This is a genomic window from Streptococcus sp. FSL E2-3494, from assembly GCF_038007085.1.
GTDB classification, from domain to species: Bacteria; Bacillota; Bacilli; order Lactobacillales; family Streptococcaceae; genus Streptococcus; species Streptococcus thermophilus.
In genome coordinates this window covers 766,256-788,790 of record NZ_JBBOWN010000001.1, presented here as the reverse complement: position 1 = coordinate 788,790, position 22,535 = coordinate 766,256, and the positions used below count along the sequence as shown (strand labels likewise).

The following is a 22,535-nucleotide window of genomic DNA, read 5'->3' as shown; positions in this document are numbered from 1 at the left end:
CTCCCAAGCTATCCTGTACTGACCCCAAAAAGTTAGACAATTTATGTAAGCAAAGGTGGAAAGGTTATAATAAACTAGACACAAAGTTAAGAGAAATCGTGGAAAGGTTTATTATGGCAAGAAGAAAATTCGATAAACAATTTAAAAATTCTGCAGTAAAACTCATTCTTGAAGAGGGTTACTCTGTTAAAGAAGTCAGCCAAGAGCTTGAGGTTCATGCCAATAGTCTTTATCGCTGGGTTCAAGAAGTTGAAGAATATGGAGAAAGTGCTTTTCCAGGCAATGGGACAGCCCTAGCTAATGCCCAACATAAGATTAAATTGTTAGAGAAAGAAAATCGTTATCTTCAGGAGGAACTTGAACTTCTAAAAAAGTTCCGGGTCTTCTTGAAGCGAAGCAAGTAAAACGTTTTGAATTTCTCTTGAAACATCATGGGAAGATAAAAATTAAGCATGCAGTAAAAGTTCTTAAGGTTTCTCGCTCAGGTTTCTATGAATACATGCATCGTCGTCCTTCAAAACAACAAGTGGAGAGAGAAATTCTCTCAGAGAAGATAAAAGCTGTCTTTCATGAGCATAAGGGACGCTATGGTGCGGTTAGAATTACCAAGGTACTTCATAATACTGGTATTATGACCAACACGAAACGTGTTGGGAAACTGATGCACTTGATGGGACTTTATGCCAAGGGAAGCCGTTATAAATATAAACATTACAACAGAAAAGGAGCTTCGCTTTCAAGACCCAATTTAATTAATCAGATCTTTAAAGCAACAGCTCCTAATAAAGTATGGCTGGGAGACATGACCTATATCCCTACCAAAGAAGGCACCTTATACTTAGCCGTGAATATCGACGTTTTTTCACGTAAGATTGTAGGCTGGTCAATGTCTTCACGGATGCAAGATAAACTGGTGAGGGATTGCTTCTTACAAGCTTGTGGGAAAGAACATCCTCAGCCTGGCTTGATTGTCCATACTGATCAAGGGAGTCAATATACAAGCTCTCGTTATCAATCTACTCTTCGTCAAGTCGGTGCTCAATCTAGCATGAGTCGTAAAGGAAATCCCTATGACAATGCAATGATGGAGTCTTTTTATAAGACGCTAAAGAGGGAGCTTATTAATGATGCTCATTTTGAGACAAGAGCTGAGGCTACTCAAGAAATATTTAAATACATTGAGACCTATTACAATACAAAAAGGATGCATTCAGGTCTTGATTACAAGTCTCCAAAAGACTTTGAAAAATATAATTCTTAAATTCTCTTAACTCCGTGTCTAGTTTTTCGTTGACTTTCCAAGGATTTAGCTCTGTATTGCACAGGATTGAGTCCTTTTAGTTTTACCTTAATGCATTTGTTGTAGTAATCAATATAGTCTAGACTACCCTGCCTCAATTGGTTAAGTAATTTAAATACCTCTAACCAAGAAAATCAATATTATCTATTCTTTTAATTGACTTTTATAGATTCTAAGCATTATCATATAGGTTGGTACTAGTGCACATCTTGTATTTTAGGCAATAATATTTACTCACTTTTCGTTATTGTCAGTACCGATCCTTTTTAAATTTTTCACTATGAAAACCTAAAAATAATCCGAACCCTAAGGACTCCTGACTTTACTTTATTCTAGGCATTTTTTATCCGTAGCTTGTTAGCTGACTTGGAACTAGGCATGTAGTATTTACTATTTCCCTACTTGAGATTTTTTATAAGTCACATGCATTATTCCATCTGAACGAATGGTATGATTTTTATTTCTTTTAGAGAAACACCGGTAATAGCTAATTCCTATCTTAAATCACTTGAAATATATTTATATTGTGTTGGAGTGCTAATCAGTACCGCTTGTAGATTTTTGGAAGATACTAACACACTAATGATTTAATCCCCTTTAAAACATGAAAAGAGAAGCCTCCAAAGCTTCTCTTTTATAATTATCAAATAATGTACAACTAGATTCTTAATAACTACCTAATTTAGTGGTTCAATCATGAAGCTTAATTGATAGCTATCTGCTGAGCTAAGCAAGAATTCGTCATGAACTGGAGCACCCCATGAGTCGTCACCACCTACACCCATTTGAGCAGCAAGAACTTTAATCCATGTAGCATCAGATTCTTGCAACTCATATTGGTGACGAGCATTTTCAATTTGTTCAGTACTGTTACGCAAAGCACTGAATTCGAATGCTTTATTAAGTGCGGTGAATTTAAGACCATTATGGTTATCATCAGATACTGTGAATTCACGAGTACCATAGTGATTACCAGATTCTTGTGGCATTAGATATGGAGCAAATGTCTTTTCAACAGATGTTTCATATCGACCAAGATAGGCACCAGGAAGTTTATCACGGTAGCTTTCTTCTGCACCGTATCCATAATAGCTAAGGTTTGTAAATTGTGAACCGATAGCAAATTCTAGACCAAATTCAGGGAAGTTTGGCAAACCTGCTTTACCATCATAGTTTGCAGTAACAAAGATTCGACCCTTGTAGTCAACTTGATAAGTTACCTTAACTTCGACATCAGACAAGCCTGGCAATTCATGAACATAAGTCACTTTAACAGAGTCGTCTTCGATTTGAATTTGAGTATCTGTAACTTTACTATAGTTTCCAGCAACCTTCCAGCCTGCCATTTCGAATGGATATCCAGCACCACGATCGTTGTCAGTGTAAGCACGAGTGAAGTTAAGTTTAGGACCTTTCTCAATGAATTCAACACCATTATACTTAGCAGATACTAAAGTATTTTGTGCACGTGAAAGCAAGATTGAGAAGTTTTGTCCTTGAATACCGATGTTGAAGTCGCCTTCAACAACATTCAAAGGTGCTTTAACTGGTGTTTCAGTGCTAATCTTTTCAACAACATATTGACCACGAACAATTTCATGACCTTTAGGAGCCCATTCAGTTGCTTCCCTCAGAACACAAGCAACTTCGTAAATTTGTTCAGAATTTGAAGACTCGACTACAAAGTTAACTGGGAATGTTGCTTCTTCGCCTGGTTTAACATCAAAGTGATATTCACTTTCACTAACTTTTCTACCATCTTCGTAAACTCTAGCTAGGAAAGTATAAGCAGAAAGATCTTCGAAGACATTATCATTCTTGATAGTTACTGATTTTTCATCAACAGCAATCTTAATATTAGAGTAAAGATGTTTAACTGTTTGAAGTTTTGGAGTTAGGGTACGATCTGCAAAGACAATACCATTTCCACAAAATTCGTAGTCAGAAGGTCTATCATGCCAGTCACCACCATATGATAGGAATTCGCTACCATTTGGAAGTGTTTTGTAAATAGCTTGGTCAATGAAGTCCCAAATAAATCCACCTTGGTATTCTGGATATTTCTCTAAGTCAGTGTAGAGTTCCAATCCACCACCAGAGTTACCCATTGTGTGCATGTATTCACATGAAATATAAGGTTTTTGAGGATTGTTAGTTAGGTTACCTGAAGCAAAGTGTTTATCACTAACTCTTGAAAGATCAACTAGTTTACCAGTTGTGAGGTATTCTTCGATATCAGCTGGTTTCGCATACATACGACTTTCGATGTCTGTAATGTAATCAAACTCACGACACCATGCAACACCTTCATAGTGAACTGGACGAGTATTGTCAACACTACGGAAATAATCAGCCATGTCAGCAATATCTTTACCAGCATATGATTCATTACCACAAGACCAAATGATAACACTAGCGTGGTTCTTATCGCGTTGGAACATGTTATTGGCACGATCCAAACAAGCAGGCAACCATTCTGGTTCACTAGCTGGGATATTCCATGAAGGTTCGCATAGACCAAGTTTTTGCCATGTACCGTGTGTTTCAAGGTTGGCTTCATCGATAACATAAAGTCCATATTCATCACACAATTCATACCAACGTGTTTGGTTAGGATAGTGTGAAGTACGAACAGCATTGATGTTATGTTGTTTCATCACTTTGATATCCCAAAGCATATCTTCTTCAGTGATACAACGTCCTGTTCTAGCATTAAATTCGTGTCTGTTAACCCCTTTAAAGACAATTCTCTTACCATTCAAAAGCATAAGTTTATCTTTAATTTCAAAGCGTCTAAATCCAACTTTAACTGGAACGACTTCAACAACTTGGTCATCATCCAAAACATGAAGGATCAAATTGTAAAGTTTAGGACTTTCAGCACTCCAAGGTTTGATTTTAAGATTTTCAAGACTTACAGATAGTTCACCGTCACCATTAACAGATGCATCACCTTCTGTAACGATGCCTTCATAATCTGAAAGAACATATTTAATCTTCTTGTCTTCATAATCACCAACAGTCTTCAAATCAATATCCAATTGACCTGCTTTTGTTTGGTAATCATAATCTCCCTTAACAAAGAGATCTTGAACGTGAACTTTTGGAATAGCATACAAGTAAACATCTCTAAAAATACCGTAAAGTCTCCAGAAGTCTTGGTCTTCCAACCAGCTTGCTGTAGAGTAACGATAAACAGCTACCGCCAACTTGTTATCACCTTCAACAAGGTAATCACTAATTTCAAATTCACTAGGTGTAAATGAATCTTCACTGTATCCTACGAAGTTACCATTGACCCATACAAAGATGGAAGTAGCAACCCCTTGGAATGAGATAAATACTTTTTTATCTTTTAATGCATCATTCAAGGTAAAATGTTTAACGTATGATGCAACAGCATTTGATTCTTGAGGAACTTGAGGTGGACGAAGGAATTCTTTACCATCCCAAGGATACTGGGTATTCACATATTGTGGAGAACCAAAACCTTGAAGCTCTAAATGACCTGGTACATTGATGAAATTCAAATCAGTTTCATCAAATTCTGTTTTATAAAAGTCTTTTAAAACCTGATTTGTATTCTGAGCATAGTGAATTTTCCATTTTCCATTAAGAGATTGTCTTAACTTCATCTCCCCCTCAGAAAATTCTGCAAGAGATTCAAAATACTTATGATCTGAGTGAGCGTCAACAGTATTAACGCTAACAATCTTTGGATCGTTTAAGTAAGTTTGAATTTTTTCAGTCGTGTTCATAAATTATTCTCCTTTTTTGAAGGTAATAACTTCAGACAAAGCTTCTACCTTTTCTCCAACTTTTTGTTCAAGATGGAAAGCACTGAATTTTTCTGAATTAGTTACAGTGACAAGTACTGTGTCATCAAGACCATTTTTCTCAATAATTGGTGACCAGAACTCAAGAAGTTTTTGTCCAACTTCAACACGATCACCTTGTTTTACGTAACTAATGAACCCTTCACCTTTAAGTTTAACTGTTCCAATACCAACGTGTACGAGAACAACGACACCATCATCACTTTCAATACCAATCGCATGACGAGTAGGTAGAATCTGACGAACTGTACCACTAATTGGGGCAAAAACCTTACCATCTGAAGGTTTGATTGCAAATCCTTTACCTAGGCTACCTGAAGCAAAGCGTTTATCACTAACGCTTGAAAGATCAACTAGTTTACCAGTTGTAGGGGCTACAAGAGATACGACGTTAGCTTTAACTTCATTTTCAGAAGTTGCTACGCTAAAGCGATTTTCCAATTCTTCAACAATTTCAGCGTGACGTGCTTCAGTCAAAGTGATTTTACGAGCAATAATGAAGGCACCGATAAGCATTGCTGCTGCTGGGAAACCAAACATGCTAAGCTTAAAAATAGACTGTTGATGTGTTGTAATTGTTGATGCTGAGGCACCTGTTGTCATACCGGCAGCTACGGCAATTGTAGAAACAAGCCAGTTTGACATCGCACCACCAAGTTTATCAACAAGTGGACGAACTGACAAAGTAAGTGATTCATCACGGTGTCCCAATTTCCATTGACCATATTCTACTGAGTCAGAGATAATCATAAGGATAACAAGGAACACAAGAGGTTGTGGAATGAAGAAGAGTTCAGCTGCAGTCAAGATCATTGGAAGTGAAGTACCTGCAATACTAAAGATTCCGATACCACCGAGCATTACTGCAATACATCCATAGAACAAACGTTTACGGTTGAATTTACCAGCAAGACTAGGGAACAGTGAAACTGAAACCAAACCAACAACTGTATTCAATCCGTAAAGGATTGAGTATTTCCCTGAATCACCAAGGATAAATGTGAAGTAATAAAGTTGAAGAGCATTAAGTGTATTAATACCAAGACCATAGAACCAATATCCGAGAGACAGCCACATCAATTGGTCGTTTTTACCAAGAACTTTAAAGACTTGTTTAAGGCTAGTTTTTTCATTGTTATCACGAAGTTTTGACTCAACTTCACGTGTACCAATACCAACAGCAATTGATGTAATCACACCAATGAGTGCAACGATAAATGCAAACCAGAACCATCCAGATTTATCTCCAGAGCCACTACTGTTCGTCATAGAGAAGAACAAAACGATTGGCATGATGGCAACACCTACAATATTGGCACCAATCGTAGAACCGATACGGGCAAAAGTTGCCATTTTTTCACGTTCGTGACTATCAAGAGACAAGGCAGGAAGCATTGACCAGAAACCGATATCTTTAATCGAGTAGAAGACATCCATTATAAGGTAGATAATTCCAAAAAGTACAAGGTACAAGAAAGGATTTGTTTTATTCAAACCACCTAAATCGGTGAAGAGAAGCAACAAGGTGATAGAACTGATGATACCACCACCAACTACCCATGGTTTGAATTTACCATACTTAGTGTTAGCGTTATCAATCATATTACCAATCAATGGATCGATAAATACTTCCAAGATACGCAAAATAGCGATAATGTTAGTAATTAATAGTACGTAGTGACTATTTTGCTTTGGATCACCTGTGTTAAACAAGTGAGTTGTCACAAACATGATAAAGTATGTTGACAACGTTGCATAGAAGACGTCGTTACCAAAAGCACCCGCTGCATAGGATAGACGAGACTTCATCTGAACGTTAGATTTTCTCATTATGAGAACCTCCTGTTATTTTTGAATACGCTTCCATTATACAAGTATTAGTTTGAATTGTCAATAGTTTTAGTAGTTTTTTACTAAACTTTTACTAATACATGATTATTTTGATGAATTAAAGTATTGGAAGCCAATTTCATAGTTTACACTATGACCTTTATCTAAGATAATATCTCCAAAACCTTTGTGATTAATGGCATCTGGAAGGGTTTGAGCTTCCATGGCTATAGCTTCTCGTCCTTTTGCAATTGTTCCTCGATCTCTTGCAAAGTAAATATTATCCTCTATAATATCCATAGTATAAATAACTAAACCATTTCTGTTTGAGAAGATTTCAATACCATCTCCGCTTTCTTTGTCATGCAAAATAGCTACTTCTTTGACATGATCACAAGTTCCCCCTCCAACTACAAAGGCATCATCAAAACCATTATTTGCTTCAATTCGAGGTAGCAAGTCAGTTGTCTTTCTAAAATCATAATTCGTTTCATCTACATTAATTTTTTGTCCTGTTGGAATTAACTCAGAATCCAACTCTAAACGATAGTCTGAATAGATTTGTAACTCATGACTTGATAAATCCTGTTTGTCGCTAAGATTAAAGTAAACATGGTTTGTCGGATTAAAAATTGTTGACTCTGTAACATCGAAGGCTTCAAAGAGTATTGTTAAGCGGTTATTATTGTCAAGTCTATAACTAATAGAGACTGTCACATCACCAGGAAAGCCATCTACACTTGAATAAAGTCTTCTAATAAATTTTGTCTCAACATATTCATCATTCAGGTTTGTGACATAGTTCCAATTTTGGACCTGCATTCCTTTTGGACCGCCATGTAAGCAGTTTTCTCCCTCATTCTTAGGAAGGCTATAAAGAACCATATTATGAGTATACGAAGCTTTCCCAATTCTTCCAGCAACCCTACCAATGGACTGGCAGGCACATAAATTATTCTTATAGTAATCCTCGAAATCACTGAAACCAAGTACTATATTTTTAAGAGCACCAGTTTCCGTTGGAACCAAAAACTCCTGAAGTGTAGCACCTGTTGTGAGTGTGGAAATGACAACACCATTATTGTTTTCCATTGAAATTTTACTGACATCGCCTGAATCAACTTTTCCAATAATTTCACAGCTTATTTTCATATTATTTCCTCAAAAAACAAAGAGTACAACAATTATATATACTCTTTGTTTTTTGTTTATTATTTTAATTATCCTCGATCATCGTACCCTTTGGGATGGCTAGAATGCCATGCCCAAGCACTTGCGATGATTTTTTCGATGTTATCAAATTGTGGTTTCCATCCAAGAACTGTACGTGCTTTTTCAGATGAAGCAATCAATATATCAGGATCACCAGGACGACGATCAGCTTTTTCAGCTGGAATCTCTTTACCAGTTACCTTACGAGCTGCTTCAAGAATTTGAAGGTTTGAGAAACCTGTTGATGAACCTAAGTTAAAGGCTGTAGATTCATTACCTTTACGAAGATATTCAACAGCAAGGAGGTGAGCGTCCGCCAAGTCGAATGGATGCACATAGTCACGAACGTTAGTCCCGTCTGGAGTATTGTAGTCATCCCCAAAGATCATGATTTTTTCACGAACACCTTGAGCTACTTGAAGAATAATCGGTAGAAAGTGAGTTTCTGGACCGTGGTCCTCACCAATCGAACCATCAGGTTTGGCACCAGCAACGTTGAAGTAACGAAGAGGGACATACTTGATGCCGTAAGCTTGGTCTGACCACCTCATAATGGTTTCCATCATCAACTTACTTTCACCATATGGGTTGATAGGATTTTGTGGTGTTGTTTCAAGAATTGGAATTTCTTCTGGAATTCCGTAAGTTGCTGCTGTTGATGAGAAGACAATGTATTTAACACCGCATTCGTTCATAACCTCAAGCAATTTAACCATTCCAGCTGTGTTGTTATCAAAATATTTGAGTGGTTTTTCCATTGATTCACCAACCAAAGAATAGGCCGCAAAGTGAATAACAGCATCAACATCAGGGTTTTCTTTGAAGACCTTTCTCATAAAATCCTGATCAGAAAGATCGCCTTGATAGAAAATAGCATCTGGATGTACGGCAGCACGGTGACCTGTTACCAAACTATCTACTACTACTACTTTTTCTTGACCTTTTTCAACTAAGCGATCAACCATGTGAGAACCGATATAACCAGCTCCACCTAATACTAAAATTGCCATTTCTTATCTCCTTTCTTCAGAAAAAAACAATTAATCAGCTAAATTTACAAAATCTACAAATGCTTTAAACTGATCCAAGCCTTCACTATTAGTCTTATAAACACCTGCATCTTCTAGTACACGAGCAAAGATATCTGCAACAGATTGTCGAACAACTTCTGTCACTTCCTCAGCCGTAATATTCGGATTTTGAGCTTTGAGTTCATCTGCCCATTCTTGGTGAATTGGAGCAACTTGGTTACCTTGACCTAATAGATAATCTTCAACATCTTTAAGTTCTGTTTTCAAACGAGGTGGAAGAATGGCCAATCCCATAACTTCAATCAAACCAATGTTTTCTTTCTTAATATGTTGAACATCTTTATGTGGGTGATAGATACCGTCTGGATGTTCTTCAGAAGTTTGATTGTCACGAAGAACCAAATCCAATTCAAATTTGTCGTCTTTTCTACGAGCAATTGGAGTAATGGTGTGGTGAGGTTGTCCATCAGATTCAGCCAAGACCCCAGCTTTTTCGTCTGAATAACCACGCCAGCAATTTAGGATTTTAGTTGCAAGAGCGATAAGTCTTTCCTTGTCTTCACTTCTTAGACGAAGAACAGACATAGGCCAATTAACGATGCCAGCCTCAACATAAGAGTAACCATCAAAGCTAACTTTTTCTTTAATGCCTGCTACTTCCATTGGAAAGGTATGGCGACCACCTTGATAGTGTTCATGTGTAAGAATTGAACCACCTACAATTGGAAGATCGGCATTTGAACCTGCGAAGTAACCAGGGAATGCTTCAACAATTGTTAGGAGACGGCCAAACGTCAATGGACTGATGTGCATTGGTTCGTGCTTCCCATAAAAGAAGATAGAATGTTCGTTAAAGTAAGCATAAGGCGAGTATTGGAAGCCCCACTCCTTGTCTTCCATTTGGAAACGAACAACACGGTGATTGCTGCGGGCTGGGTGATTAATGCGACCCAAATAACCTTCATTTTCCATACAAAGTTGGCATCTTGGATAATCAGAAGCTACCGCATTTTTAGCTGCAGCGATGGCTTTGGGATCTTTTTCAGGTTTTGAAAGGTTAATCGTAATTTCCAAGTCACCGTATTTAGTTGGTGCTTTATAAGCAATATTTTGTGCAATGGCTTTGACTTTCACATAATCATTTTGTTTACTTTGTGCATAAAAGTCAGCAATTGCTTGCTCTGGTTTAGATTTATAAGTACCCCAGAAGTTACGATTGACAACGCTCGGTCTTGGTGTAATTAAGTCCATGAGTTGAGCACCGATGATATCTTGTTCTTCGTCAAGTTCACCTACGGAACCAGCTTTAACACCTGCTTGAAGCAACTGGTCTTTAAGGTCAATCAATTCAGAGCTATCTGTTTCAACATCAGCAACTCCTTCTCCAACCAAAGTAAAAACTTTGTTTGTCAAATAGATACGGTCCAATTCCTCGTAATCACTATTTTCAATAACCTGAGTTACAAAAGTGTTTACTAAATTTTCAGCCATAATCTCTACTTCTTTCTCATTAATCAAGTACTCGTGAACCACCAGTTACTTCGGCAATATAGAAGATTGGTGCATAACCAACGACTTCTTCATAGCGTTGACCAACTGCTTTTTTGAAGTCTTCAACTTTGTCTTTGTTTACAAGTGCAATGGCACACCCACCGAAACCAGCTCCTGTCATGCGGGCTCCTAATACTCCTTCTTGTTCCCAAGCTGTGTGTGCCAAAGTATCAAGTTCAAGACCTGTAACTTCGTAATCATATTTCAAAGACACATGAGAAGCATTCATAAGGCGTCCAAAGCCTTCCAATTCTCCTGCTTCAAGAGCTTTACGAGCTTGAAGTGTACGTTGATTTTCAAGAACTGCATGGCGTGCACGTTTGATACGGTTTTCGTCTTTAATCAAATAGCTGTATGCGTCAAATGTCCAGAGGTCTAATTCACCGAGAGTTTGGATATCCAATTTTTCTTGTAGTTCAGATACTGCTGTTTCACATTCAGCACGACGTTCATTGTATTTAGAATCAGACAATTCACGACGTTTGTTAGTGTTCATGATGACTACGACATTATCCTTGAGGTCAAGGGGTACCAAGTCATACTTTAGAGTATTTGTGTCCAAGTAAATCGCACATTGATCAGCTCCCATACCAATAGCGAATTGGTCCATGATACCAGAGTTAACGCCAATAAAGTCATTTTCCGTTTGTTTTCCGATTTTAACCAAGTCCAGGCGTTCCAATTTAAGGTCATAAAGTTTTTCAACAATAACACCAATCAATAATTCCAAAGATGATGATGATGACAAGCCTGATCCGTTTGGAATGTTACCATAGATGTAAATATCCATACCTGAATCAATCGTATGCCCAGCTTCTTGCAAGAAATGAAGAACACCTTTTGGATAGTTTGTCCAGTTGTGTTCATTTTCAAAACGAAGATTTTCAAGTGGCACTTCGATGATTCCCTTCTCTTCAAAGTTAGCTGAGAAGAAACGTAAAACTTTGTCATCACGTTTGCGGGCCGCTCCGTAAGTACCTAGGGTAATAGCTACCGGAAGGACGTTACCTCCATTGTAGTCCGTATGCTCACCAATCAAATTAATACGACCTGGTGAAAAGAAAGTATGATCTGCTTCTACACCAAAAACTTCTTTAAACTTTTCTCTTAACTGTAACGTATTCATAGGCTGTATCTCACTTATTCTTTTTGTTTACACTGAAATTGTAATCCCTTTCACATGAAAAATCAATACTTTTACTATTTTTTTAGTAAAATATAGGTAAAAAAGAAAAGTTATGTTATACTGAAATATGCGGAGGATACTATGGCTACATTAACAGATATCGCAAACTTAGCAGGTGTATCTATTTCAACTGTTTCACGTGTTCTTAATAAAGATGAAACTCTTTCCGTAACAGAGGATACTAGACATCGGATATTAACTATCGCTGATGAAATCGGATATACTAAATACAAAACAATTAATAATTCAAAAAAAAAAAGTATCAAGTGGCAATTATTCAATGGGTTAGTGAAGAACACGAGTTAGATGACATCTACTATTATAATATTAGACTTGGTATTGAAAAAAGAGCCTATGAACTAGACTACGAGATGCTTCACTTTTTCAACGACATTCCTTCAAGTCTAGGAGAGGAGGTCGTTGGTGTACTCTGTATCGGAAAATTTAGTCGTGAACAAATTGCGAAACTAGAAAGACTAAAAAAGACTCTGGTCTTTGTTGATAGTGATACTCTTAATCAAGGACATCCATGTGTTACTACTGATTTTGAAAACTCCGTACAATCGGCACTCTGTTATCTTAAAGAACAAGGTTGTAATAATATAGGCCTACTCATTGGGCAAGAAAAAACAACAGATGCAACTGAAATCATCTCTGATCCTCGTTTACGTTCTTATCGGAACTACTGTATGGAAAAGGGAATCTATGACCCTCTTTTTATTCTGACTGGTGACTTCACTGTCCAATCTGGCTATGAACTTCTTGATTCTAAGATTAAGAGTGGAGCTACTTTACCTGATGCTTACTTTGCGGCTAGTGATAGTCTAGCTATTGGTGCACTCAGAGCACTTCAGGAAAATGGTATCAAGGTCCCTGACGACATTCAAATTATCTCTTTTAACGATACAACTCTAGCTAAACAAGTGTATCCTCCACTTTCTAGTGTCACTGTCTATACAGAAGAAATGGGACGAACAGCTATGGATATTCTCAATAAACAATTCTTAGCACCTCGAAAAATACCAACACTTACTAAACTAGGAACAAAATTAACATTAAGAAACAGTACAAAATAGGTAAATCATATCATCACTATTTTCTACGGTTTTGAGATCATAATTACAATATTCAGATAAATGATACCTTTTACTCCAATGTCTAGTTTTTTAGAGATAACGATTTGAACCATAAACCTGAATAGGAAAATAACATACATAAATTGATTTAAACTAGAGATTTTCATAGAATAACAAATACTAAGGAAATACTATACCTGATCAATCTCTTTTTAAAGCACTTTAAAAGACAGTACTAATTTAAACAACAATAATCTGTCTTACTTCATCAAGAGTGAGATGGATTATTTTTTCACCATTAAAAAGTTTGAAAAGCGGCTCAATTATCTACTCACCCCAAATAGATTGAATCCCATAGTCAAACTAAGGAAATTCTCTATTTTTGAACTAAAGTTCAGTGTAAAAAGCGTACGCAAAACCACCACCTTACTGTACTGACCCCCAAAAATTAGACAATTAATTTAAGTAAAGAATTTAGTTCAGTATTGCACAGGACTGAGTCCTTTTAGTTTTACCTTAATGCATTTGTTGTTGTAATAATTAATATAGTCTACAATAGCTTATTCCAATTGCTCAAGTACCTATAACGTCTTCTCATAACCATAAAATATCTCAGACTTAATAATTTCAAAGAAGGATTCCATCATGCCATTGTCTGGACGATTCCCCTTACTTGTCATGGACGGTTGGACTCCTTTCTCTTCTAAAAATCGATGATAATACTGATGTTGATATTGCCATCCCTGGTCACTATGGAGAAAGATTATAAGCAATAAGTTCACTATTGAAACCATTTAAAACGAGTGATGAATAGAGTTTTTGGCTGCTTGTTGGAGTGGCAAATCTGTATAGCGCTTTTCCATTGTTTTAGATGCTTCGAACTGGCGTTGAATGAGATTCTCTGCTTTCTTGCCAACCTCTCCTTGATATGAAGAATACTTGCGTCTACGACGAATTAGAGCGGTTAGACCAAGAACTCTCATCAGACGTTAGACCTTCTTATGGTTCACTACAAAACCACGATTCCTCAATTCATATATTTGAATTTTATCTTCATAACTCAATTTCATAATAAAAGCACCCCAAAAGTTAGATCTTCTCTGTCTAACTTTTTGGGGTGCAATTCATTTTCGCCAAAGGGAATTCTTTCATCTATTATTTGAAAATAGAACTTGTGAAACTATCTGTCTCTTGTAGGAGTTTCTTATAGACAGCTTCTTTGAGTTTCGTCGTATGACTTGTTGACACAGATTTATTCCCCTTATTATCTGTTTTAATAGTTGCAGCATCTTTTGCTACTACAGCTTTAAACAAGGCTAATAAATCATCATAAGAGCTTATTGTTGTACCGTCAATTGCAACTGTCGTCAAACCATGTGATGATTTGTCTTTCACTTCTTTGAAATAGGCCTTCTTGAAGTCTTCTAGTAAGTTGAACTGACCATCAGAAATCTTGCTAATGATAAAGTCGTCTCCAAGGGTGTCCTTACCAGCCGCTTTTGCTTCTTGTTTATACTTGTTAGTTGCATAACCTAGGAAGCCTTTTTCATAGCCATAGTAACCCCAGAGTCTGAAGGTGTTATGCTTGAAGGACATAGCTCCTGGAGATCCCTCACTGGTATTACCTCCATAAATAGCAGACATCATAGGGACATTGACATAGGCAGAAGAGAAATCATCTGGTTTATAGACACCATTCCCAGGACCACGATTGGTCATAAAGTTATTATCTACAAGGTCATCAATAGAAGTCAAGTTAATAGCCTTTTCACTATCACTTAGAGAACGAACCTGGTCGTATTGATTTTTACTGTTACCTCGTAACTGTTTATCTACCTTCTTGAAGCATGCGTTATTGAGGTCCTGATTTCCTTGATTGAGGACTGCTTCCCCTTCAAGTGAGTCAAGAAGCATGAGGGTGTCGTTGTAACCCTTCATGTAACGGTCGATGGCTTCACGTGAGTTCAACTTGTTTGGATTAGTGTTGTACCACTGATTACCGTCGTTTTCTCTTTCAAAGGCCATGTTCAGTCCTAAGGCACCGTATCCACCTTGATGCCCCTGAGTAGCTGGTGATTGAAGAAGACCTTGGGCATAAGCTTCAACGTCTGTTCCTTCACGACGACCATAATCTCCAAAGTAGGCAATACGGTCATTGAGGTGGGGAGTTTCATGCGTGAAGGCCGAAGCACCGTACTCACTAATCATGTTAGACATGACGTAAGTAACCTTGGCACGGATTATCATATGGATTGTCATAGATAGCAGCATAGGCACCAGCCATGGCTCCATTGTCTCCATAGTACTCACCAACTGGACCATAGATTTCACGAATTGGCGCATAGACTTCCGTACTGTTCTTGAATTGGCCGTAACGCTCTGGCCAACCATGACCCCAGACATAGAAACCTTCCCAGACAGGATTGACAATATCTTTGAACAACCTGTTTTTAACTTTGTCTCTAGCCAATCTATGCCAGAAATCAAGGTAGTTGATTTGACGTTGGGCAGCTAAATCAATCTCAGATTTCAGTTTTTCAAGAGTCGTATTGTACTTGTTATCTGTTCCATAAGACATGGTGTCATAGGTTGAAATCAAGAACATCTCTGTCTTATCAAGATTCAATAATGGTAGAATCATTTTTCTGTGTAGACCACGTGTTAAGTTATCTTAAGCACGATACTTGTGCTCGCCAACACCTTCATTTTGAGACGCCTTTTCTACAACGTAGACCTTATCCTTAGTGGCATCGATAAACCAATCATTCATATTGTCGATAGTCGTAAAAAGTTTTCGATTGTAGTTGAGGAAGTCGTTTAAATCCTCAGATTTAGTATATTTCGCTAGAACTTCACCGAAAGAATCATATGTTCTTGAGCCACTGATATTATTTTCCTTAGAGCCAATTTCAATTAATATGATGTAATTTTAACAATATCTGTTATACTATCTTTAGTTAAGTTTCTTCACTTATGGAGATAGAAGGTTTCAGATTTGAGAACAGAATAGAATCATTCGATACAGGCTAGATTAGTTTCTACTGAATATGCTTTTTTGACCATAACAAAACACTCCTGTTTCTAGTTTACCAGAATTCAACAAGAGTGTTTTCTTGTGTCTCATTTTATAGATGCAGTGCCTTCAATCGCTGGCCTATCTGGTGGCCAAAAAGGAAAACTACTCCTACTGCACATCGTCATAGAAAGCCCTCAACTCTTGATCTTAGATGAACCAACCAGAAATTTTTCACCCACCTCACAACCCCAAGTCCGACAGCTCTTCGAGAACTATCCAGGTGCACTTCTTACAGTATTACATGATGTCAACTACCTCAGACAAGTTTGTCAAAAGATATATCGCCTGGATGCACACGGTTTAGAAGAAGTTGAGATTTAAGAGATCAAATCTATCGTTTTTACAAGAGAAAACTCAAAAGAAACCTTTTACATATTAATCAATTTCAAGACCGCCAGTATAAAGTCGGTAGTAGGTACCACCTTGTTCCATAAGGGTATCATGGTCACCACGTTCAATGATACGCCCATGATCCATAACCAGGATAACGTCAGAATTAACGATGGTTGAAAGACGGTGGGCGATAACGAAGACCGTACGTCCTTCCATAAGCCGGTCCATCCCCTCTTGTACCAATTTTTCAGTACGAGAGTCAATCGAAGAAGTCGCTTCATCAAGGATGAGAACCGGTGCATTGGCAAGGGCAGCACGCGTAATGGCAATCAGCTGACGTTGTCCATCAGACAAGCCTGCGCCATCATCTGTAAGAACAGTGTCGTAACCATTGTCCAAATGTTGCACAAAAGAATCCACGTTAGCAATACGAGCAGCTTCAAGAATTTCCTCGCGAGTCGCATCCGCACGGCCGTAGGCAATATTTTCAGCGATAGTCCCTGTGAGGAGATGCGTATCTTGAAGTACGATACCAAGTGATCGACGAAGAGAATCTTTTTCAATCAGTTTCACATCGATGCCATCATAAGTAATCACACCAGATTGGATGTCGTAGAAACGATTAATCAAGGTAGATTCTTAGCAAATCCAGCAGAAGCAACAGCCGCATAGCGAGCCGACTGCATACCACAGAATAAGGATAGAAAGGCGCAAACCAACATGAGACCATCATAGAACCAAATGTTAGACATGTTGGATTGTTGGACACCTTTGTCCAAAAGATTAGCCATGACAAAGGGAATGGAAATCTCAAACATGACTTCTAGCGCCATAAAGAGGGACGATAGAAATGAGGGTTTCTTGTATTCCTTTATCTGGGCGATAAGAGTTTGAAACATAATTATCTCCGTTTTATTTGTTTTTCTTTTATTTTTTGATATTTTTCTTAAGTGGCTTCGGACGCTAGCAGCTTCCTTCGGAATCTCATAGCTAAGTTTTGATCCTCAGTCTCAAAACTTCCGTGTTATAGAAGTCTTTTGACTTCTATAACTACTACCACGGTGAAAAATATCGCCTACTCTGTGCAGAGCGTGTTTCATTCAGTGATAGATAAAGCGAGTTCTCCAAGTCATCACAGTGAAAGTATCGCTGGGCGAACAGGGTGACTTGTGAGATTATTACTTTGTTCTCAACAAGACCTAGACTATTGGTTAACTACTGCCACTATGAAAAAAATTGTCTGCTCTATTCAAAGGAAACATTTAAAATATCCAGCTAAATGCTCATATTTTATCTATAAAAGAACGGTTATACCCTTTTGAAGGCATACAAAAGCCCCTGAGGGCATATCCTAGGGATTCTTTCGTTCTCATATATACTTCACAAGTATAGGCTAATTTGATTTAAATTGCAAGTAAAATTTTATGTAACTGAGAATTGTTCTAATTTCTCATTTTTTGATTGAAATCTGTTCATTTTTCACAAACTCATTCAAAATATTCGGAAATTCCTCTTAACCGTAGCAGAAATTTGTTTTCTGTTCCTATTTATAATAGACTATCACTAACATTACATGAAAAGGTGATTCTATGACATTAAACCAACTGCTTCAAAAACTGGAAGCTACCAGCCCTATTCTCCAAGCTAATTTTGGAATCGAGCGCGAGAGTCTACGTGTCGATAGGCAAGGACAACTGGTGCATACACCTCACCCATCCTGTCTAGGAGCTCGTAGTTTCCACCCCTATATTCAGACTGATTTTTGCGAGTTTCAGATGGAACTCATCACACCAGTTGCCAAATCTACTACTGAGGCTCGCCGATTTCTGGGAGCTATTACTGATGTAGCTGGCCGCTCTATTGCTACAGACGAGGTTCTCTGGCCTTTATCCATGCCACCTCGTCTAAAGGCAGAGGAGATTCAAGTTGCTCAACTGGAAAATGACTTCGAACGCCATTATCGTAACTATTTGGCTGAAAAATACGGAACTAAACTACAAGCTATCTCAGGTATCCACTATAATATGGAACTGGGTAAAGATTTAGTTGAGGCCTTGTTCCAAGAAAGTGATCAGACCGATATGATTGCCTTCAAAAACGCCCTCTATCTTAAGCTGGCTCAGAACTACTTGCGCTACCGTTGGGTGATTACCTATCTCTTTGGGGCCTCACCCATCGCCGAACAAGGTTTCTTTGACCAGGAAGTTCCAGAACCTGTGCGTTCCTTCCGTAACAGTGACCACGGCTATGTCAATAAGGAAGAGATTCAAGTATCCTTTGTAAGTCTAGAAGATTATGTCTCAGCCATTGAAACCTATATCGAACAAGGAGATTTGAATGCAGAGAAAGAATTTTACTCAGCTGTTCGTTTCCGTGGACAAAAGGTTAATCGTTCCTTCCTTGACAAGGGAATCACCTACCTAGAGTTCCGTAATTTCGACCTTAACCCTTTTGAGCGTATCGGTATTAGTCAGACTACTATGGACACTGTGCACTTACTCATTTTAGCCTTCCTTTGGCTTGATAGCCCTGAAAATGTCAACCAAGCTCTTGCACAAGGCCACGCGCTAAATGAGAAAATTGCCCTCTCTCATCCTCTAGAACCTCTACCTTCGGAGGCTAAAACTCAGGACATTGTAACTGCCCTAGACCAACTGGTGCAACACTTTGGACTTGGTGACTATCATCAAGATCTGGTTAAGCAAGTTAAGGCAGCCTTTGCGGATCCAAATCAAACGCTCTCTGCCCAGCTCTTACCCTATATCAAAGACAAATCTCTAGCCGAATTTGCTTTAAACAAGGCTCTTGCCTATCATGATTACGACTGGACTGCCCACTATGCTCTCAAGGGCTATGAAGAGATGGAACTCTCCACCCAGATGTTGCTCTTTGATGCCATCCAAAAGGGAATTCACTTTGAAATATTGGATGAGCAAGATCAATTCCTAAAACTTTGGCACCAAGACCATGTTGAATACGTCAAAAACGGTAACATGACCTCAAAAGACAACTACGTGGTTCCCCTTGCTATGGCTAATAAGACCGTAACCAAGAAGATTCTAGCAGATGCTGGCTTTTCAGTTCCTTCAGGAGACGAATTTACCAGTCTTGAGGAAGGACTTGCCTACTACCCTCTTATCAAGGATAAGCAAATTGTTGTCAAACCCAAGTCAACTAACTTTGGTCTGGGAATTTCCATTTTCCAAGAACCTGCCAGTCTTGACAACTATCAAAAAGCCCTTGAAATTGCTTTCGCAGAAGATACCTCTGTCCTTGTTGAAGAATTTATTCCAGGAACCGAATACCGTTTCTTCATCTTGGATGGGCGTTGTGAGGCTGTTCTTCTGCGTGTCGCTGCCAATGTTATTGGTGATGGCAAACACACCATTCGTGAACTAGTCGCTCAGAAAAATGCTAATCCATTGCGTGGCCGTGATCACCGGTCACCTCTGGAAATCATTGAGCTAGGAGACATCGAACAACTAATGTTAGCTCAACAGGGTTACACACCTGATGATATTCTCCCAGAAGGAAAAAAGGTCAATCTGCGTCGTAATTCCAACATCTCTACAGGTGGTGACTCTATTGATATCACTGAGACCATGGATTCCTCTTACCAAGAATTAGCCGCAGCCATGGCAACTAGCATGGGCGCCTGGGCTTGCGGGGTTGATCTGATAATTCCAGATGAAACTCAAATTGCCACCAAGGAAAATCCTCATTGCACCTGCATTGAGCTCAACTTTAACCCTTCGATGTATATGCACACCTACTGTACTGAGGGTCCTGGCCAAGCTATCACTACTAAAATCCTAGATAAACTTTTTCCAGAAATAGTGGCTGGTCAAACTTAATAGCTGTAACTTTAGGAACCTAAAAGCACCTTTATCATAATGATAAAGGTGCTTTTACTCTATTAGCCACACTCTCCTGCTTCTTCCTCAGGATGAGCTTCCATGTACTGGATGCGCTCTATATAGGCATCTTGAGCCTGGTTGAAGGCTTCCTGATCTCTATATGGATAATCTATATAAAATAGGTCCCGCCAACCATTAAACGTTTGGCTATTGTAAAAACCTTGAATCTTGGTAGGAAGGAAATCCTTGTTGTAGCTGATACGCAACTTAAGCAAGTCCTTGTCCTGAAACTGAGTGATGATACTACTGAAAGACTCCTGCCCTTCCAGACTAGACCAAACCTTCTTAAGAGTAATGTCTTGACTATAATGGTTAGACTTAATACGATTTTTATCCACAGGTAGCTTTTGAGTGGCTACTAAAAGGTAGGATAACTCCCCTTGAAAATAAGCTTCAATAGTCAAGTCACCAAGACTAGACCCATACAAGATACCATCCTTAATGGCAATATTTGACCCAAAAAGTCTCTGGCCAGCCACATCAAAGGACATCCCTTCATCCTGCCTATAGAGCTTGATGGCGTAGGCATCCCTTACACGATAGAAATTTTTAGCGATGAAAACATTATCTAGGGTCTCATTCTTTTTTGTCTCCACCTTGGGGCTTGTAGCTTTCTTGGTAAAAGCTGTCAAACCCATTGAGCACAAGATTAGAACGAATATAATCAAGGTAAGCATTGTAGACCTGAAGCCTGTCTTCTGTCTTAACTTGTCTCCATGTTTCAAGGTCTTTCAAGCCTCCCTTTTTAACAATATCAGCATAGTGCCCACCGTTTAAGACATTCTTGGCATTTTTCCACTTTCGAACCATCTTGCGTCTAATCGCATTGTCGGTAGGGTGACGAACGTCGAGATAGGTATGGCTATTATTGAGATAGGCTGGTAGGTCAGCATTCAATCCCTTAGACAGCCCATAGTTAGCAGAGTCCGTATCGGCAATGTCAGCACCATCTTCAATCTTGTAATGCTTGGGATTAGAGTCGATGCTACCGTCTTTCCTTTTCTTGTAGACATTCCACTCAGAAACAAATTTCCTTGTATCCATATTGACAATAAATTCAATAAAGCGGGAATTGCTGACACCGTAAGCTCCCATGACACTGGTCTGAGGTAGCTGAATTTTCATGTTCTCTGGATAGGTAAAGTCTCCCAAGCTTCGATTATGATAGGAAGCACCTGTAGTATAATCCAACTTAATCTTCTTGTCCTTGCTGTAAGCCAGAAGCTTGTCTAAATCCGTCTTGCCCTTGTAATTGGTCCTAATATAGTCCATGGACTGCTTATCAATCCAAGACCTAAAAAGGTGGAGCTTGATACCTAAGTCATCTATACCAAGCCCTAAATCCGTCTGATACGTCTCCATAATAGCCTCACGGAAGTAACTGTAAAAAGGACTGGTCGGCTCTAGCTTTTTGGAAAATTTATAACCTGACTTTCCTAACTGGAGGAACTGGTACTTATCCACATAAACCTGCATGTGAGTCATAACCAAATCAAGCTTGTCATGATTAGGTAGTTGAGAAGCTTGAAAAAAGTCTGTATAGGTATCTGAGCCTACTTCCTTACTTTCTTGGTCAATATCCTGTAGAACCTTGTCTAGCTGGGTTAGGGAAGTCTTCTTCATCTTACTTCTCACCTGAGCCACATAAGCAGGCTTAATGGTCGGATCCCAGTGGTCACGAGCCATAATGGCATCTTCTTTTTGAGAAATCAAGGTCAACCGTTTCTGATAAGACTCGTCCTCCAAAGCAAGCTTTAAAGCTTTTGATGGCGTAGCTTGAACCACAGATAAATCACCGTAGATATCTGCTTTGAGGACAAGATTTACCTGCATATCATATGAATGATTGACATGGAGAACTAAGCGAATCTTCCCATCTTCCTTCCTAACAGACAGATCGTCGAGTTGATAAGATTGGATAACCCCAGCATGACTAAGGGCCAGTCTGTCTAGATTTTCCAAAGAATCCTGATAAATATAGGAAATCTCAGGGTCTTTGACCTTCTTTACCAGAGATTGATTTCGCTGTCGGTTAGAAACCACAAGACCAAGTATAAGGATTACAGTCAGAGCACTTGCCAGATACTGTAAAATTACTTTCTTCATAGTACTTACATTATAGCATAGGAGGACAAAATATTCTGAAAACTATTGGCAAACGCTGCAAACAAATGAAAAACAGGTCGA

General features: G+C 38.5%; 10 protein-coding genes and 7 pseudogenes. 4 read left to right on the top strand and 13 right to left on the bottom strand.

Annotated features, from left to right (window positions below):
- Window positions 1–113: 113 nt before the first annotated feature.
- Window positions 114–1,261 (top strand): IS3 family transposase gene (locus NST05_RS04140; RefSeq protein ID WP_095559415.1). Its coding sequence is split into 2 segments (ribosomal slippage): window positions 114–366 and window positions 366–1,261, totalling 1,149 coding nucleotides; the frame shifts between segments, so codons are not numbered across the junction.
- Here NST05_RS04140 and NST05_RS04135 read toward each other — a convergent pair.
- From NST05_RS04135 to NST05_RS04105, 7 genes and pseudogenes are all read right to left on the bottom strand, one after another.
- A pseudogene (locus NST05_RS04135) lies at window positions 1,258–1,416 on the bottom strand (IS3 family transposase); the annotation flags it as partial. The gene NST05_RS04140 and the pseudogene NST05_RS04135 overlap by 4 nt on opposite strands.
- A gap of 561 nt (window positions 1,417–1,977) precedes the next feature.
- On the bottom strand, window positions 1,978–5,058 hold the full coding sequence (locus tag NST05_RS04130; protein WP_084828959.1) for a glycoside hydrolase family 2 TIM barrel-domain containing protein: 3,081 nt from the start codon (window positions 5,056–5,058) through the stop codon (window positions 1,978–1,980).
- Window positions 5,059–5,061: 3 nt separating this feature from the next.
- Complete coding sequence (locus NST05_RS04125; protein ID WP_340742903.1) at window positions 5,062–6,966, bottom strand: PTS sugar transporter subunit IIA; 1,905 nt, start codon at window positions 6,964–6,966, stop codon at window positions 5,062–5,064.
- Between the two features lie 105 nt (window positions 6,967–7,071).
- On the bottom strand, window positions 7,072–8,118 hold the full coding sequence (locus tag NST05_RS04120; protein ID WP_084828961.1) for an aldose epimerase family protein: 1,047 nt from the start codon (window positions 8,116–8,118) through the stop codon (window positions 7,072–7,074).
- Between the two features lie 68 nt (window positions 8,119–8,186).
- On the bottom strand, window positions 8,187–9,188 hold the full coding sequence (gene galE, locus NST05_RS04115; RefSeq protein WP_084828962.1) for a UDP-glucose 4-epimerase GalE: 1,002 nt from the start codon (window positions 9,186–9,188) through the stop codon (window positions 8,187–8,189).
- 30 nt (window positions 9,189–9,218) lie between these two features.
- On the bottom strand, window positions 9,219–10,700 hold the full coding sequence (galT, locus tag NST05_RS04110) for a UDP-glucose--hexose-1-phosphate uridylyltransferase (protein ID WP_084828963.1): 1,482 nt from the start codon (window positions 10,698–10,700) through the stop codon (window positions 9,219–9,221).
- A gap of 19 nt (window positions 10,701–10,719) precedes the next feature.
- Entirely contained in the window at window positions 10,720–11,886 is a 1,167-nt protein-coding gene (locus NST05_RS04105) for a galactokinase (RefSeq protein ID WP_084828964.1), read from the bottom strand.
- 141 nt (window positions 11,887–12,027) lie between these two features.
- On the opposite strand from NST05_RS04105, the pseudogene NST05_RS04100 reads away from it, so the two are divergent.
- Window positions 12,028–13,022: pseudogene (locus NST05_RS04100) on the top strand (LacI family DNA-binding transcriptional regulator).
- A 479-nt stretch (window positions 13,023–13,501) separates the two neighbouring features.
- Here NST05_RS04100 and NST05_RS04095 read toward each other — a convergent pair.
- Window positions 13,502–14,056, bottom strand: a pseudogene (locus NST05_RS04095) (IS3 family transposase); the annotation flags it as partial.
- 121 nt (window positions 14,057–14,177) lie between these two features.
- A pseudogene (locus tag NST05_RS04090) lies at window positions 14,178–15,939 on the bottom strand (ZmpA/ZmpB/ZmpC family metallo-endopeptidase); the annotation flags it as partial.
- Window positions 15,940–16,167: 228 nt separating this feature from the next.
- On the opposite strand from NST05_RS04090, the pseudogene NST05_RS04085 reads away from it, so the two are divergent.
- A pseudogene (locus NST05_RS04085) lies at window positions 16,168–16,419 on the top strand (ATP-binding cassette domain-containing protein); the annotation flags it as partial.
- Between the two features lie 54 nt (window positions 16,420–16,473).
- Here NST05_RS04085 and NST05_RS04080 read toward each other — a convergent pair.
- Window positions 16,474–17,067 (bottom strand): annotated as a pseudogene (locus NST05_RS04080) (ABC transporter ATP-binding protein); the annotation flags it as partial.
- Window positions 17,064–17,330: pseudogene (locus tag NST05_RS04075) on the bottom strand (ABC transporter ATP-binding protein); the annotation flags it as partial. The pseudogenes NST05_RS04080 and NST05_RS04075, both read right to left, overlap by 4 nt.
- A 690-nt stretch (window positions 17,331–18,020) precedes the next feature.
- On the opposite strand from NST05_RS04075, the gene gshAB reads away from it, so the two are divergent.
- Complete coding sequence (gene gshAB / locus NST05_RS04070; protein ID WP_084828968.1) at window positions 18,021–20,285, top strand: bifunctional glutamate--cysteine ligase GshA/glutathione synthetase GshB; 2,265 nt, start codon at window positions 18,021–18,023, stop codon at window positions 20,283–20,285.
- Between the two features lie 62 nt (window positions 20,286–20,347).
- Here the strand turns inward: gshAB and NST05_RS04065 are convergent, their stop codons facing one another.
- Window positions 20,348–20,944 carry a hypothetical protein gene (locus tag NST05_RS04065; protein WP_084828969.1) on the bottom strand — a complete coding sequence of 199 codons (597 nt, stop codon included), beginning with the start codon at window positions 20,942–20,944 and terminating at the stop codon, window positions 20,348–20,350.
- Window positions 20,925–22,454 (bottom strand): DUF1310 family protein, encoded by a 1,530-nt coding sequence (locus NST05_RS04060; protein WP_084828970.1) that lies wholly within the window; start codon window positions 22,452–22,454, stop codon window positions 20,925–20,927. Before NST05_RS04060 ends, NST05_RS04065 begins: the two co-directional genes overlap by 20 nt.
- Between the last annotated feature and the right edge of the window lie 81 nt (window positions 22,455–22,535).

What these genes read in the sequence shown, in the direction of transcription:
- NST05_RS04130 (WP_084828959.1), bottom strand. Translation starts at nt 5,058, where the DNA reads ATGAACACGACTGAAAAAATTCAAACTTACTTAAACGATCCAAAGATT.
- NST05_RS04125 (WP_340742903.1), bottom strand. Translation starts at nt 6,966, where the DNA reads ATGAGAAAATCTAACGTTCAGATGAAGTCTCGTCTATCCTATGCAGCG.
- NST05_RS04120 (WP_084828961.1), bottom strand. Translation starts at nt 8,118, where the DNA reads ATGAAAATAAGCTGTGAAATTATTGGAAAAGTTGATTCAGGCGATGTC.
- galE (WP_084828962.1), bottom strand. Translation starts at nt 9,188, where the DNA reads ATGGCAATTTTAGTATTAGGTGGAGCTGGTTATATCGGTTCTCACATG.
- galT (WP_084828963.1), bottom strand. Translation starts at nt 10,700, where the DNA reads ATGGCTGAAAATTTAGTAAACACTTTTGTAACTCAGGTTATTGAAAAT.
- NST05_RS04105 (WP_084828964.1), bottom strand. Translation starts at nt 11,886, where the DNA reads ATGAATACGTTACAGTTAAGAGAAAAGTTTAAAGAAGTTTTTGGTGTA.
- gshAB (WP_084828968.1), top strand. Translation starts at nt 18,021, where the DNA reads ATGACATTAAACCAACTGCTTCAAAAACTGGAAGCTACCAGCCCTATT.
- NST05_RS04060 (WP_084828970.1), bottom strand. Translation starts at nt 22,454, where the DNA reads ATGAAGAAAGTAATTTTACAGTATCTGGCAAGTGCTCTGACTGTAATC.